At 40.1% G+C, this 15668-nt stretch carries 15 protein-coding genes and 1 other annotated feature; of the genes, 8 read left to right on the forward strand and 7 right to left on the reverse strand.

The features are described from left to right. The first annotated feature begins 19 nt into the window (after positions 1-19). Positions 20-276 (forward strand) — a binding site (T-box leader). Positions 277-350: 74 nt separating this feature from the next. From AC6UDF_RS00410 to AC6UDF_RS00425, 4 genes are read left to right on the forward strand one after another with little or no spacing between them, the layout of a single operon-like run. After that, complete coding sequence (locus AC6UDF_RS00410; protein WP_500693320.1) at positions 351-1190, forward strand: MetQ/NlpA family ABC transporter substrate-binding protein; 840 nt, start codon at positions 351-353, stop codon at positions 1188-1190. A 9-nt stretch (positions 1191-1199) separates the two neighbouring features. Further along, positions 1200-2255, forward strand: coding sequence for a methionine ABC transporter ATP-binding protein (locus tag AC6UDF_RS00415; RefSeq protein WP_500693321.1), 1056 nt, complete (start codon positions 1200-1202; stop codon positions 2253-2255). Then, entirely contained in the window at positions 2255-2959 is a 705-nt protein-coding gene (locus AC6UDF_RS00420; protein WP_010022396.1) for a methionine ABC transporter permease, read from the forward strand. The genes AC6UDF_RS00415 and AC6UDF_RS00420 overlap by 1 nt, the downstream gene beginning before the upstream one ends. Before the next feature lie 31 nt (positions 2960-2990). Next, on the forward strand, positions 2991-4139 hold the full coding sequence (locus AC6UDF_RS00425; protein ID WP_500693322.1) for an ArgE/DapE family deacylase: 1149 nt from the start codon (positions 2991-2993) through the stop codon (positions 4137-4139). Between the two features lie 48 nt (positions 4140-4187). Here AC6UDF_RS00425 and AC6UDF_RS00430 read toward each other — a convergent pair whose 3' ends face one another. The 7 genes from AC6UDF_RS00430 to greA all read right to left on the reverse strand — a co-directional run bounded on the left by AC6UDF_RS00430 (position 4188) and on the right by greA (position 11975). Continuing rightward, on the reverse strand, positions 4188-4349 hold the full coding sequence (locus tag AC6UDF_RS00430; protein WP_500693323.1) for a hypothetical protein: 162 nt from the start codon (positions 4347-4349) through the stop codon (positions 4188-4190). 43 nt (positions 4350-4392) lie between these two features. Continuing rightward, the gene (locus tag AC6UDF_RS00435; RefSeq protein ID WP_500693324.1) at positions 4393-5061 is read right to left on the reverse strand and encodes a type II toxin-antitoxin system death-on-curing family toxin; all 669 of its coding nucleotides are present in this window, start codon (positions 5059-5061) and stop codon (positions 4393-4395) included. An 87-nt stretch (positions 5062-5148) separates the two neighbouring features. After that, on the reverse strand, positions 5149-6237 hold the full coding sequence (locus AC6UDF_RS00440; protein WP_500698945.1) for a baeRF3 domain-containing protein: 1089 nt from the start codon (positions 6235-6237) through the stop codon (positions 5149-5151). Between the two features lie 80 nt (positions 6238-6317). Next, positions 6318-6977, reverse strand: coding sequence for a TVP38/TMEM64 family protein (locus AC6UDF_RS00445; protein WP_500693326.1), 660 nt, complete (start codon positions 6975-6977; stop codon positions 6318-6320). 131 nt (positions 6978-7108) lie between these two features. Further along, positions 7109-9025, reverse strand: coding sequence for an acyltransferase family protein (locus tag AC6UDF_RS00450; protein WP_500693327.1), 1917 nt, complete (start codon positions 9023-9025; stop codon positions 7109-7111). 157 nt (positions 9026-9182) lie between these two features. Next, positions 9183-11324 carry an ATP-dependent Clp protease ATP-binding subunit gene (locus tag AC6UDF_RS00455; protein WP_500693328.1) on the reverse strand — a complete coding sequence of 714 codons (2142 nt, stop codon included), beginning with the start codon at positions 11322-11324 and terminating at the stop codon, positions 9183-9185. A 162-nt stretch (positions 11325-11486) separates the two neighbouring features. Further along, complete coding sequence (greA, locus tag AC6UDF_RS00460) at positions 11487-11975, reverse strand: transcription elongation factor GreA (protein WP_500693329.1); 489 nt, start codon at positions 11973-11975, stop codon at positions 11487-11489. Between the two features lie 172 nt (positions 11976-12147). Between greA and AC6UDF_RS00465 the strand changes: the two genes are divergently transcribed. The 4 genes from AC6UDF_RS00465 to AC6UDF_RS00480 all read left to right on the forward strand — a co-directional run bounded on the left by AC6UDF_RS00465 (position 12148) and on the right by AC6UDF_RS00480 (position 15661). After that, positions 12148-13125, forward strand: a complete 978-nt coding sequence (locus AC6UDF_RS00465) for an LCP family protein (RefSeq protein ID WP_500693330.1) — start codon at positions 12148-12150, stop codon at positions 13123-13125. Positions 13126-13218: 93 nt separating this feature from the next. Next, positions 13219-13884 (forward strand): sugar transferase, encoded by a 666-nt coding sequence (locus tag AC6UDF_RS00470; RefSeq protein ID WP_500693331.1) that lies wholly within the window; start codon positions 13219-13221, stop codon positions 13882-13884. Between the two features lie 12 nt (positions 13885-13896). Beyond that, positions 13897-14682: a DUF4422 domain-containing protein gene (locus AC6UDF_RS00475; RefSeq protein ID WP_500693332.1), complete on the forward strand. Its 786-nt coding sequence runs from the start codon at positions 13897-13899 to the stop codon at positions 14680-14682. A 16-nt stretch (positions 14683-14698) separates the two neighbouring features. Next, the gene (locus tag AC6UDF_RS00480) at positions 14699-15661 is read left to right on the forward strand and encodes a glycosyltransferase family 2 protein (RefSeq protein ID WP_500693333.1); all 963 of its coding nucleotides are present in this window, start codon (positions 14699-14701) and stop codon (positions 15659-15661) included. Positions 15662-15668: the final 7 nt, after the last annotated feature.

Genomic DNA, 15668 nt, shown 5'->3' on the forward strand with positions numbered 1-15668 from the left:
TATACTTACAACAAATTAAATAAACGAGATGGAAAAGCTGAGTACCCGTTGAATTTTCTAAGAGAGTCTCTGGTTGGTGTGAAGGGATGAGATGCATTCGGGGAATATGGACTTTTAATCATTTGCTGGCGAGATTTTCAAACCAGTGACGGGGTTGCTACCGATATCATCGCAAGGCTTTTCTAGTTCAGACGTCGACTAGAGCAGTCTTTGAGGCAGTTACTTGAAAGGGTAACTGTAAACTAAGGTGGTAACACGAAAGCATTCGTCCTTTTTAATTAAAGGGCGGATGCTTTTTTTATTTAATTTAATGAATTAAGCAATCAAATAAAAATTAGGAAGTGGACATCATGAGGAGAAGTACTAAGTGGATTATTGGAATTATCATTGTGGTTGTGATCGTTGGGTTAGGGTGGTTTAGTTTTGCTAGACACTCGGCTGAGAGTAAAAAAACCGTTAACGTTGGTCTAATGAGCGGCTCTAAATCAGACGATGAGATTTGGAAGTCAGTCGCTGAGACTGCCAAGAAGAAGTATGGGGTTAACGTTAAGTTCACTCACTTCACTGATTACACACAACCGAACAAGGCTTTGACTCAACACGAGATTGATTTGAACTCATTTCAACATTATGCCTTCTTAGACAACTGGAATAAGCAAAATCATTCTGACATTGTTTCCGTTGGTAACACCTACATCGCTCCTATCAGACTTTATTCAAAGAAGTACAAGAACGTTAAGGACATTCCGGATGGTGGGACGATTGCCGTTCCAAACGATACTTCTAATGAGAGTCGTTCGCTTTACCTCCTTAAGAACGCGGGACTTATCACTTTGAAAAACCAGAAGGGCTTTTTAGGATTAAACGCCATTCAGAGTAATCCCAAGCACTTGAATTTCAAGGAAGTGGACGCATCACAAACCCCACGAGTACTAAACAGTGTCGATGGTGCCGTTATTAATAACACTTACGCCGTTCCCGCTCACTTAGGTGATAAGGAAACGATCTTTACCGAACCACTCAACAATGATTCGAAACAGTGGATCAATTTGATTGCTGCTAACAAGGACCAGAAGAATAACAAGAACTACAAAGACGTTGTAAAATCATTCCAGACCAAGAAAACCGAGCAACTGGTCAAGAAGTATTATGGAAACACCGAAATTCCTGCTTGGAATCGTAAATTTTAGGAGGAACTAATGAGTAATAATATTGTGCAATTCAAGGACGTCTCAGTTACGTTCAAACAAAAAAAGAATGTGATTCACGCCGTTTCAGACGTATCGTTGGAAATTCCTAAGGGTGAAATTTTTGGAATTGCTGGCTACTCCGGTGCCGGTAAATCGACGTTAGTTCGAACCATCAACCTGCTACAGAAACCAACCGACGGGGAAGTCGATGTGTTTGGGAAAACCTTCTATAAAAAAGAAGGCGACCAAGTTTCTTCAATTAATACGAAAAAGTTGCGTGATGAACGGCGTCAAATTGGGATGATTTTTCAACACTTCAACTTACTTGAGGAACAAAACGTCCAACGCAACGTTGAGTTCGGATTAAAACACAGTGGTCTAAAGGAAAAGGAACGTGAAGCGAAAGCCAAGAAGATGCTCGACATTGTTGGTTTGGGTGATTACTTAAAAGCCTATCCATCCCAACTCTCTGGTGGTCAACAGCAACGAGTAGCGATTGCTAGAGCGCTCGCTAACGACCCTAAGATTTTGATCTCTGACGAAGCCACATCTGCACTTGACCCCAAGAACACCGATCAAATCTTGGATTTACTAAAAGAATTGAACGAGAAATACGGCTTAACGATTATCTTGATTACCCATGAAATGGAAGCCATCAAACGGATTTGTCAGGAAGTTGCCATCATGAGTCAAGGAAAAGTGGTTGATGTTGGTAATCTACTTGATATTTTCGTTGATTCGAAGAATCCAACTACCAGAAAGATTGTTGGAAACAGTTTCAACGCACTTGAAATCTTGAAGTCGATGAACATTGACGTTAATAAGCGAAATCTAGTTCAGTTGACGTATCTCTCCGATGACATTAGTGATCCAATCATCGTGAGCTTATACGAGAAGTTCCATATTTCGGCAAGTATCATCTACAGTAATATTGAAAAATTGGGTGAGCAGGTCGTTGGAACGTTGATTGTTGATTTACTTGGAAGTCAAGAGGATCAAGAAGCAGCGGTTAAGTACCTTAATGGTCAAGACATCAAGGTCACTGAATTGAAGGAGGCAGAATAATGGGAGCTTGGTTTGCAACTCATTTTCCCAACGTGGTTTCACAGGGATTAAATGGGGAAGAAGGCTGGATTACAGCCGTTAATCAGACAATTTACATGACGTTTTGGTCCGCAATCTTTGGTGGGATTGCAGGAATCATCTTTGGAGTTTGTTTAGTGATTTTTGCGGATAACGGGATTATGCCGTGTCATCCACTGTTCTGGATTATCGACAAAGTTGTTTCGCTATTCCGAGCCGTTCCATTTATCATCTTGCTGGCCTTCATTGCCCCAGTGACGCAAAAGATCGTTGGAACCCAAATCGGAACGACGGCCGCTTTAGTACCTCTATCAGTCGGGGTCTTTCCGTTTTATGCGCGGCAGGTCCAAGTCGCCCTTGAGAGTGTCGATCATGGCATCATTGAATCGGCGGAATCACTAGGGGCCACGAACTGGGACTTAATCTTCGGCGTGTACCTTAGTGAAGCGCGTTCAGAGTTGATTCGAGTATCAACGGTTACATTAATTAGTTTAGTTGGTTTAACCGCAATGGCCGGTGCCATTGGTGCTGGTGGTCTTGGTAACATGGCCATCTCATACGGGTACAACCGTTTCGCAAACGACACGACCTTGGTCGCAACGATCCTAGTTGTCATCATGGTTCTGATTATTCAAGTTGTTGGTGACGTCTGGGCCAAGTTCGCTAACCACGCTGATCAAGGTTAATAAATAAGAATTTAAAGAAGGGTGTTTAAGAATGGAAAAAGCAGAGAAAATCAAAATTCTACAGGATTTAATTCAGATTAAGTCCGTGAACGGTAATGAAATTGAGATCTCAGAGTACTTGTCGAAGCTGCTGAAAAAGCACGGTATTGACAGTAAGATTTTTCCGTTTGGCGACGGTCGTGCCAACCTGATTGCTGAACTTGGAACTGGTGAATCCGGCAAGGTGCTGGCTTTAGAGGGACACCAAGACACGGTGGCGGTTGCTCATCCGGAAAATTGGAAACACGATCCGTTTAAGGGTGAAATCGTGGGTGACAAGATCTACGGTCGTGGTGCCGCTGACATGAAGAGTGGGCTAGCGGCCGAGGTGATTGCGCTCTGTGAGTTAGCTGATAAGGGCGAAGTTCCTGATGGGAAGATTCGTTTGATTGCGACTTCAGGAGAAGAATTCGGTGCTCCTGGTGCTTATAAGATTGAACCAAAGTATATTGACGATGTGGACGCTATGATTGTCGGTGAACCCTCCGATGGGGATGTCACCTATGCCCACTCTGGAAGTTTGAACTATCAGATCACGAGTACCGGAAAACCAGCTCACAGTTCGACTCCTGACTTGGGATTGAACGCCATTACTGGTTTGGTTAAATACATTCAGGATGAGCCGGATTTCTTCAACGATTTACCAGTTGATCCAGTGCTTGGCAAAGTCCAGCACAGTATCACCGTCATTAACGGTGGGGAACAGGTTAACATCATTCCTGGTTCGGCTAGTTTGCTTGGAAACGTCCGTCCGACCCCTGCATTTAATAACGACAACGTGATTGAATTGATTCAAACAGTCGTTGATAAAGTGAACGACGAGACGCCATATCACCTCGAATTTAAGTTGGTTCACAACTTTTATCCAATTGAAACCGATAAGGACAATCAGTTCGTCCAAGATGCTTATGAGGTTACCAAAAAGGATTATCAGAATCGCAAGCCCGAGTTGATTGTCAATAACGGTGCAACTGATGCGAGTGTTTACGTTCAGGAAAACGAGAAGATGGCAGTCATCTTGTTAGGACCTGACAAGAACAACACGTCACACCAGATTAACGAGTATACGACACTATCGAGTTATCTTGATACGATTAATGCTTATCAGGATATTGCGAACGATTTCTTTGCAAAAAAGTAAAAATAAAGGCCTTGAACTGTGGAGTTCAAGGTCTTTTTGTGTGGTTAGTTATATTTTAGAAAGCATTTTTAAAGCATCAATGACTTTTGGATTTTTTGTTACTCGTTTATCGGCTTCGTTATAAAACTTTTGTCTTGTGTGAGGATCATTTAAATTTTCATGAATTTGTTTCAATTCTTCCTCTTGAGATTTAGACATTACATTCTTCATTTTAATGGAGCCTCCTTAATAATTAAACTATTCATATTAAAATCTACCTTTTAGCATACTTCTTCATTAGTTTAAAATCAAGAAAAGAATGTTTAGTTATATAGTTTTTTAAATCAATTTGAGTCATTTTATTAATTGATATTTTTAAAGATATATCGTATAGTGCATATTTACTAGTTACATCAAAATAATAATAGTTACGCTGAAGGAAAGTAAGACTAGCTAATAATGCCGTCCTTTTATTTCCGTTAGTGAAGAATTGATTCTTAGCAATTTTATACCAAATGTAGGTAGCTTTATCAATGATAGTTGGATGAAGATCTTTTCCAAAAACGTATTGATTAATTTGTCCTAGAATTCGATCTAAACCCTTATAATCTTTTAAGCCATAAATAGTTTCTTCGTGAATTAATGCTTCTGATTGTTTATTTATTTGCTTCATTAAATTTATATTTAAGTCAAATCGTTTTTCAGAAAGACCTAAACGTCTTACTAATAGTTCGTTTTTATTAAGAAAATCAATAAAAAATGAATTGTTATTTGGAATTATTGATTGTGTCTTATGAATCCTAATTTTAGTTATATATTTATTTTTTAATGTCTTTTTTAACAACATTTTGTATTCGTTAATTTGTTTTAATTTACTATTTTTATAGTTAGTAAGGACTAAAACTTGAGGTAATTCCCTGTTTAGCTGCTCATCTATTGACATATTTAAATTTCCTTAATATACATACGCTAAAAATATATTAAATTTGCGCATAAAAAAAGAGCTTGGTTACCAAGCTCTTTTTTAAAATTACCATCTTAAGATAGCCGCAACTTTCTTGTCAGTTGGCATATCGTCAGCAGGCAATACAGTAACATCACCATCAAGGCCAAGAACCGTCAATGCTAATGAGTTTAATTCATTAGATGGACGTGAACCTTCGGCGTTAACTTCAACGTCCTCACCGTTATCCTTGCTTTGAACGTAAGCATCCTGTTGGATGATTAAGTTAGCAATACGGTCGTCAATGGCAGCCTTCAAGATTTCATCGTAGTCATCAGTGGTTTTCTTAGCACCGTCGGCTTTGTCATAGACATCTTTCATTGATTTCTCACCATCTGAAACGAAGTTATCATGGATGGTTTGAGCAACTTCTTGAACGTTTTCGCCAGCATTTTTAACGGCGGCATCCATTTCAACGTGTTTGTCTTCAACCACGTATGGGTTGTGAGTAGCACGGTTGAAACGGCCTTCGTCTTCAGCGTTTGCAACAACTACTAATGGATTGTGGTCCTTGTTTGAAACATGTTTTTGAACATATTTGTCAACCAATTCGTAGTATTCGTGAGTGTCCCACTTAGCTCCGTTCTTTCTAGGATCATCTTGGGTCTCAGTCTCAGTCTTGTCTGAGTCAAATGGATCTGGGGTATCGGTGTCATCATCAACAACGCTCAAGTCGTTAACGTGAAATACTTTGAAGTCGTCACGTTGTAAGAACAACATGTCAAAGTCAGGAACGAATTGGTATTGTCTTACGATTGGTAAGATTTGCAATTTGTCTGAGAATGAGAATGCTGTTTGTGGAGCGTAGTTCAATTGAGCAACTTCGATGGAATCGTTAGTTACGTACATGATGATCCCCTTAGCAATGGTTGCCTTAGGTTGTAAAGTCTTTAAGTAGTTCTTAATTTGAAAATCATAGGCGTTCCAAAGTTCTGGTTTATATTGCTTTTGAAATGCTTTTTTAGCAGTGTCAACCAAACTATTGATTTGGGTGTTGTCTCTACGAGTATTGTCTTCCTTAGGATCCAAGGGTACAGTGATTGTTAAAACTGGACCGTTATCGGATTCCAAGTCAAGCAAGTTTTTAATTTGATCTTTTTTGTCATGCTTAGCCATGGTAAAACCTCCATTAATAAATTGTTACTATACTCTACTATATTACCATTTTTAAAAACAATTGGAAACGGGTACCTCGATTAGAGTTTATCGGTTACCAGTCGTTTAATTAAAAAGAACACAATGAGGGCAAAAACGACGATGATACCGACTAACACCATCAGTTTCTTGAAACTCCCCTGCAAAATCGTGTCACCACCAAGCGAATAGATGATTGAGATGGGAATGCTTCCTAGAATCGTCGCAATCTTCACTTTCTTGTCTGGAAACCGTTTCTTATCCTGATTGGCCTGAAAACTGACTAGAAACGTTGGGATAAAGGGGATCGAATATCCGATAATCAGACCGAGGAGGGGATGCTTTAAGTGTTTAAAGTGTTTGGCGTACTTATTGTTCTCGTATTTTCTAGCAATCCCTTTAAATGATGAAACAATCTTAGTCGTCCCAAAGTTTCCGGCTGAAAGTCCAATCACGTTGATGATAATGCCAAGCCATTTTCCAAAACAAATCCCAGTGATAACGCCGACAACTGCGACTGGTGCCCCTGGAATCATGGTCAAGATGTACAACAAGAAGATCAATAAGACAGCATCAATTAGACCGTGGTCACGGATTTCTTGAATCGCCGTGCCACGGGTAGCTGGATTGAACATCATTTTAATCTCTGGCCAATAATCCATGAATAGGATGTAAAAGAAGAGGACGGCGATGACAATGCCAAGGTATTTTAAAATGTCCATGCGATGTTCTTTAATGAATTCTACGATGATAAAAGACTCCTCCAAATGTTATAGCTATATCTTATAAGAAAATCTTAGCCACGTCTATTCTTTCGAAAAAAATAAGCCAACCATTTGGGTTGGCTTATTAATTATTTTTCGGCGTGCTTCAAAACGTTTTGAGCGATGAAGGAAGCATACTTCGGCGTTCCTTGCACGTTAGGGTGCGTCTGGTCTTGATAGAGGTACTGTGGATGTGACTTAGCATAATCATACCAGTCGATCACATACAAGTTCTTATACTTCTTTTGAGCCTTCTTTAGAAACGAGTTAACTTGATTCTGCCATGGTTGAGTTGGAACGTAAGTGTTAATCCAGAAGACGTGACGGTCCTTTCCGGCAATTTCCATGTATTGCTTCAGCGTCTCGTCACTGATAGCCCCGTTAGTTCCAAGGCCGATAATGACGTTTTTACCCAACAAACCTTGTTGTTGCATACTCTTCATGATGGCAACGCCATCTTGAGGGTGACGCGAGGTGGCAGCATCAATGTACAGTTTTGGAAAGATCTTTTGGAGGTTATCGCGTCCAGATAGCATGACTGAGTCACCGATCGCACTTCCAGAGAGGTTCTGAGCTTCTTGGAGTTGTTGCTTGGTTAGGCCGTCTTTTTCCAGCTTCTTATTGACTTTCGTGTTCTTTGATTTTTTACCGGATTTGATTTCTTTGGCTAGTTTTTCGTTGTGCTTATCTTGCGCCTTAGAGTTCTTTTGAATTCGGTTGGCCAGTTGCGTGTGATTGGCGGCCTTCGGATTAACCGTGGTTGATTGGAAGATACCAACCGTGCCAATGGTTAATACAATAATTGCTAGGACCTTTAGGACCATGTGATGTTTAAAGCACGAGGTCAGCCAATCTTTAATCTGGTTAAGACTCATCTTGTAAACGTTGAAGAGAGTCTTGAAAAACTCAGGGACCCGATGGTAATCGTATTTAGCGAGCGGAACCTCAATGAAGCGGTACGATAATTCTGAGATAACGATGATAATCGCAATTTCGATAAGAGCGTATAACCATTGATGATCAGCTACATCTTTAAATTTGTCGGCAAAGAAGACAAAAACAGGGAACTGGTAAACATAGATTTCATAACTTCTAGAACCAATCCAGTCAAATAACTTGTTGGTTAGGATGCGATTCCAGTGACTATTAGGATGAACAACCGCCATCATGGCCATTATGGTAAAGATTGAGAACAGTGCCATGCCACCATGATACAAAAACGGTGATTGTGAACCAGTGGTAACGATGATCCAACCCATTCCTACCATTCCGATTAAACCAAAGACGTCCAGTAGAAATGACTTTTGGTTGTCATTATCGCGTTTCTGGGTACTCGGCCAGAAAACGGCCAGGGCAGCGCCAAAAAGAATTGAGAACATTCGGGTGTCAGTCCCGTAGTAAACTCGACTAGGATCACTACCAGGATGATACAGAACGGCCATTAAAAGGACTGAAAGAACTGATAATAAAATGGCAGTGTAGAAGATGGGGTGTTTGTTTCCGTGGAATTTTTTAAGTAAGAAGTAGGCAATTAGTGGCCAAATTAGGTAGAATTGTCCTTCAATTGCTAGGGTCCAAAGGTGAGTAAATGGGGAAGCACTTCCAGCAAAGTTCTGGAAGTATGATTGACCATTCATGATTTCCCACCAGTTATATACGTAAGCTAAGTTAGATACCACGCTCTGCCATAGATTCGCTAGTAGATTACGTTGAAACAATGTTATGTATGCAGCGGTCGCAAATAACATCGTAATGAGGGTGGGATACAGCCGCTTTAATCGTTTTGACCAAAAATAGCCGTAACGGAAATGGTTCGTTTCATGATATTCGGTAATCAGATGATCGGTAACCAAATACCCTGACAACGTCAAAAACACCGGAACCCCTAGGTATCCTCCAGTAAATACGCTAGGTGACAGGTGGTATAAGATGACACAGATAACGGCAAGTGCCCGTAAGCCGGTGAAGCCGGTAATAAACCGACGTTTTGTAGTTTTATTATTCATATTATTGGATCCCTAATTATTAGTTTGTATAACAGCAAGTCTAGCACGCAAAGACCGCACTGTATACGGGTTTCAGCAAATCTTAAGAAAAAGATTTTGGGCACAAAAAAACATCTACCAGAATTAGTAGATGTTTTTAAAAATATAACTAACTTAATTAGTCACCACTAGCAAGTTTAGTCTTGTCAGTATTCTTAGTGATTTCGATGGTGTCTTTTCTAAGATCAGCCTTAAGGTGTTTTACATCTTGGTGATCCAAGTAGTACATTGCAATCTTATCTCTTAATTGTTGTTCGATTACTCGACGTAATGGACGAGCACCCATGGCTTCGTCGTAACCTTGATCCATCAACCATTTCTTAGCATCTGGAGTTACGTAAAGTTCCATGTCTTTTTGAGCTAAGGTGTCGTTTAAGTTACCGATCATAAGATCAACAATCTTGCTTAAGTCTTCCTTAGTCAAGTGTGAGAACTCAACAATGGCATTGAATCGGTTCAAGAATTCAGGTCTGAAGTATGGAGCCAAACGGTCCATAATTGACATGTCCTTCTTGTTGTTCTTGCTCATCGAATCGTTTCCGAATCCGGCGTTTGAAGTAGCAATGATAACGGTGTTCTTAAAGTCGACCACGTTACCTTGACCATCAGTCAAACGACCATCGTCCATAACTTGAAGTAATAGGGTAATTACTTGTGGGTTAGCCTTTTCAATTTCATCAAGCAATACGATTGAGTATGGGTTTCTTCTTACTTGTTCAGTAAGGGTATTACCATTGTCACCGTAACCAACGTAACCAGCTGAAGTACCAATCATCTTGGATACAGCAGTTACATCTTGGTATTCTGACATATCAAGTCTGATGATTGAGTTTTCATCGTTGAACATGTCTTTAGCCAATTGCTTAACTAATTCAGTTTTACCAACACCAGTAGGTCCAACGAATAAGAATGAACCGATTGGACGGTTACCTTCGTCAAATCCGGCACGGTTTCTACGGATAGCGTTAACAACTAAGTCAACAGCTTGGTCTTGTCCAATAACACGGCCCTTAAGTCGAGTGTCCATGCCTTTCAATCTTTCAAGGTCGTTAGCACTCATTTGTGAAACTGGAATACCAGTTAATCTTTCAACTGAGTCGGCAATGTCAGATACCTTTGCAACAGGACGGTCAGTGTTAGTGTCGTCACTCTTAAGTTTCTTTTCGATATCTTCGATCTTAGTCTTAGCCTTAGCTGCGTCTTCGTACTTTTCAGCTTTAGCTGCGTCTTCTTTTTCCTTCTTAGCGTCCTTTAATTCACTTTCAAGGGTAACCTTGTCAGTAACAGGGTGCTTTGCGGCTAAGTGAGCAGCGGTCATATCGATCAAGTCAATGGCCTTGTCAGGTAATGAACGTTGAGGGATGTATTGAACTGAGTAGTCAACGGCAGCTTTTAAAACATCGTCAGGTAAGGTAACTTGGTGATGGTCTTCGTAAGCTTTCTTGATGCCCTTCAAGATTTCAAGGGTAGTAGCTTTACTTGGAGCGTCAACGGTAACGTCATTGAAACGACGTGCAAGTGCAGAGTCTTTCATAATGGTGTTTCTGTATTCGTCTTGAGTAGTGGCACCAATAACTGAGATTTCACCACGACTCAAAGCTGGTTTGATCATGTCAGCTAACCCTTTGCTTCCAGATTCGTCACCAGAAGCACCGGCACCGACGATTTGATGAATTTCATCAAAGAATAGAATAACGTTTTTACGTTCTTCAACTTCTTTGATTAATTTTTGAATATTTTCTTCGTATGAACCACGGTATTGAGTACCGGCTTCAAGAGAAGATAAATCGATTGAAATGATTTGCTTGTCTTTGATTGCGCCAGGGACATCACCCTTAACGATCTTTTGAGCTAAACCTTCAACGATGGCAGTCTTACCAACACCAGCGTCACCAACTAAAATTGGGTTATTTTTGATACGACGACTCAAAATTTCAGCGGTTTCTTGAATTTCTTTGTCACGTCCAATAACTGGGTCAAGTAAACCTTGTTTAGCTTCATCAGTTAGATTTCGGCCAACTTTGTCCAAGTAACTTTCGGCTTTCTTTTGTTGCTTGGCGTTGTTGCCTCCGCCGTTTCTACCACGACGACCAGGAATTTGACCTGATTTTCTCATTGCTTCAACTTCTTCAGGAGTAAGTTCGTGACCGTTAACAACGTAACGAGCATTAGGGTTTTGACCCATTCCTCCATTCATTAGACTATTAAATAAATCGTCCATTCCGTTTCCGAATGGATCATTTCCAAAATTGTCTGCCATGTGCAATTTCCCTCTTTCCTATTTTCACCACTTGGTGAGTTTATAACTACATAAGATAAACAATAGGAACATATCTCAAGTTCCAATTCTAATTATACCAGTTTTGAATTGAATGCATAGTAATTAGCTCATATCTACCGGGTTTGGTCAACGTTGGTCAAACTATTTCCCTTGACTGGTGCCGATTTGCAAGATTTTTAATTTATAGTTTACTTCGGGGGCTTTTACTGAAATTGTTTCATTAAGATGATGACCTAGTAATGATTTTCCAAGCGGAGAATCGTAAAAAATTTTGTTTTCATCTAATTTAGAGAATTCAGCTTCTTGTTTCCCAACAATAAGGAAGGAATCTAAATCACCGTCTTCTAAAAATTGCACTTTGACCTCGCTACCAATGCCGATTCGGTCATTATCAGGTTTTCTAACAATCTCGGCATATTGTTCCTGTTTTCTAAAATAACGCAAGCGACTTTCTAATCGATGGAGCTCTCTTTTAGAGGTACTGTATTCCGCGTTTTCAGAACGGTCACCCAGAGCAGCGGCATCGTGTAAGGCTTGGATTTTTCCCGGACGCTTTTTTTGAAGCTTTTTGATTTCATTTTGAATCTGTTTGTAGCCGTTGCGTGTCATTTTATTAAAGTATGTCGCCAACTTAGTTCACCTCAGTCTTTTTCCTATTTTCGCCCAAATTTTAACATAATGTAGTTTAAATAATGGTAACAAAAGGTAACTTATTGCCTTATAAAGTTTTCATCGTTAGCAGCTTATGATATTATTACACTATGATTAATTCAAAATCGATTTTATTCTAAGGAGAAATAATATGAGAAGCCGTCACATGGAGAAGAAATCTCATAAGACTCGTAACATCATTATTCTAGTTGTGATCGTGATCGTAGCGATTGTTTTAGCGTTTTTAGGATATGGTGCTTACAAGTATAAATCTGCATCAAATGAAATTAACAAAGCTTATAAGAGTGCAGGAATCAAGAAACAACGAGATACTGACGCGCTGTTAAATCATAAAAAACCAATTTCAATCCTATTACTTGGGACTGATACGGGTGCTCTTGATCGTGATTATAAAGGTCGAACCGATACTTTAATGGTTGCCACCCTTAATCCAGAGACCAAGAAAATGACGCTCACAAGTATCCCACGTGATACTGCCGTTAATATTCCCGGATACCCACAGTATTCACCATCTAAGATTAATGCCGCTTACACTTACGGAAGTGCTGGGACCGCCATTAAGACCGTTGAAAAACTGTTAAACGTTCCAATTGATTTCTATGTCTTAATTAACATGGGTGGCTTAAAGGAAATCGTTGACCAAGTAGGTGGAGTGACTATCACACCAACGTTGTCCTTTAGTTATGAAGGCTATAACTTCAAGAAAGGTCAACCAACTAAGATGGACGGAAAAGAAGCACTTTCTTATTCAAGAATGAGATATTCTGACCCAGCTGGTGATTACGGAAGAACAATGCGGCAACGTCAGGTTCTTCAAGCAATTGCAGCTAAGGGTGGTTCGGTATCACATCTCATGAACAACGACTTCATTAGTTCAATTGCCAAGTCCAGTCAGACTGATTTGGACTCAAGTGATTTGACGAAACTTGCTACTAGTTACCGAGAACACGGTGACTTTGTTGATAATCATCTTCAGGGTGAAAACCAGATGATTGAGAACTCAGCAATGCAGGTGCCAACGGAAAGTCAATTGCAACAGACTACCAACTTTATTCGGAAGAATCTAGGTTTGCCTGCCGCTAAGACTGGAACCGCAGCTTATCACTAGATTTAAATAGCAACGAGATGTTCTCCTAAGTTTATGAGGAGAACATTTTAGCGTAAAGGGTAATTAGAACTAAGTATGAGGGAGTCATGATGAATGGAAGAGAACCTAAAGAGAAAGACGATCTGGCTTGATCCCAAAAAAGTCCAGAATCGCCCAGTCTACTTTACGTGTAAAAGAATATTTGACATCACTGCCAGTCTAATTGGGCTTATCTTACTAAGTCCTTTATTCTTAGTGCTTAGCATTCTAATCAAGTGTGATGGGTCTCATGGTAAGGTTTTTTACACGCAAAAACGAGTTGGTTGTAATGGGGACGTCTTCAACATGTATAAGTTTCGGTCGATGATCCCTAACGCTGACAAAAAATTAGCTGAACTTAAAAAATTTAATGAAGTTGACGGGGCCATGTTTAAGATGAAGGATGACCCCCGAGTTACCAAAGTCGGACGTTTCATTCGAAAGTATAGTTTAGACGAACTGCCTCAGTTAGTGAACGTCTTAATTGGTGAAATGTCACTAGTGGGACCGCGTCCACCGCTTCCAAAAGAAGTCGCCGAATACACGGACTATGACCGCCAGAGACTGTTAGTCAAACCTGGCTGTACTGGTTTGTGGCAGGTGACGGGGAGAAATAACGTCGGTTTTGATGACATGGTTTATTTGGACATCGTCTACATTATGAACAGTGGTTTCTGGTTTGATCTGAAGATCATATGCAAGACGGTTCAGATTATGGTGGTTCCAAACGCTGCTTATTAAAGAGGTTGAAGGATGAAAATTGCAATTTTGGTGGCGTCCCATAAAGATGCGCCGATGCCAAAAGATCAAGATTTGTACCGACCAGTTTTGGTTGGTGCTGACAAAAATTACAAGGGCCAAAAGGGTTTTCAACTGGATAATCAAGGTGACAACATCTCGGCCAAAAATCCCAATTACAATGAATTAACTGCTGTTTACTGGGCATGGAAGAACTTACATGACGTTGACGCGATTGGACTAGTCCACTATCGTCGTCTTTTCAGCAAACACCTTGATCGTTCGCTTGATAAGGTGCTAACTAAGGAGCAGGCCGAAAGGATGCTAGAAAAGGCTCCAGTCGTGTTGCCACGAAGACGGTACTATGTCGTTGAAACCATTTATTCGCATTATGTGCACTCTCACTACAAAGAGCCGTTAGAGGAGACTCGTCAGGTCATTTCAGAAATCGATCCCGATTACTTAGCCAGTTTTGACCAGGTCATGCACAGTCGTTCAGCCCACATGTTTAACATGTTCATCATGAAAACAAATTACTTTGACGACTATTGTAAATGGCTCTTTAACATTCTGTTTAACGTCGAAAAACGAATTGACATTTCCAATTATTCGGTTCAAGAAGCGCGGGTCTTCGGTTATTTATCCGAAGTTTTGATGGACGTTTGGATTAATAAAAATCACGTTAAATATATCGAATGCAACTGGATTCAAATCGGCGATCGTCATTTAGTTAAAAAGGCGTGGGGCTTTGTAAAACGAAAGTTCTCCAGTAACGTCGGAAAAGACGAAACGCATTACTAGAAAGAGGAGTCCATTAATGACTGACTATGACATTAGTATCATCATGCCCAGTTTTAATTCGGAAAAATCAATTGGAAACGCCATTGATTCGATTTTCAATCAGAAAACCGATTTTAGCTTTGAGCTTTTAGTTATTGATGATGGATCCTCCGACGACACTGTAAATATTATCAAGTCACGGATGCTCCATCACAAGAGCATCCATCTTTTTTATACTGACCATCAGTATCAAGCTGAGGCCAGAAACAAGGGGCTTAGTCATGCTGCCGGGAAATACATCATGTTTTCTGATGATGATGATGAATATTTACCCGGATACATTCAAGCGATGGGTGAGAAGATTCAAGATAGGCAACTAGTAATTGCGGGAATCGAGAAGAAATTTCCGAATGGTCGGGTCGAGGTTGAGGATCATTCGGTAATGGAGGATGCTACTAGTGATGCTCAGCTGCTTGGGGATTACCTGACTAAGAACCAAGAAATGGACGTCGGCCTTTGGAATAAGATTTTTGTTAAAGCCATTATTGATAAAAATCAGATTAAGATGAGCAACAAGAACTTTTTTGAAGACAGTTTGTTTGTACTTCAGTACCTGTTGTCGATTAATCGGGAACAGATTGGCTACATTAATCAACCAATGTATTTATTGAACAAGCACGAGGGATCTACTACGAATACATATGATCCTCAATTACTTGATAAGTGTAATGAGTACATTGATAAGGTCGATAAATTAATCGCAAACCACCCAGAATTAGCGAAATACTTCAGAAGCTTCAAGGCGCGGATTGACTTGTTTTACGTTCACCGCAACATCTTGAATAATCCGAATTGGGACGCTCAATCGCAGCGTTTGATCTTGCGACCTTTAATTAGTTCGTCCGATTTAAAGGAATTGAGCAAGAAGTATGTTGTTGCAATTATTTTGGCTTTCATGATGCCCAAGACTTACATTAAGTTGTATTCAAAACGAAAGTGAGAAATAG

This window comes from Fructilactobacillus sp. X2R6C1 (assembly GCF_059901295.1).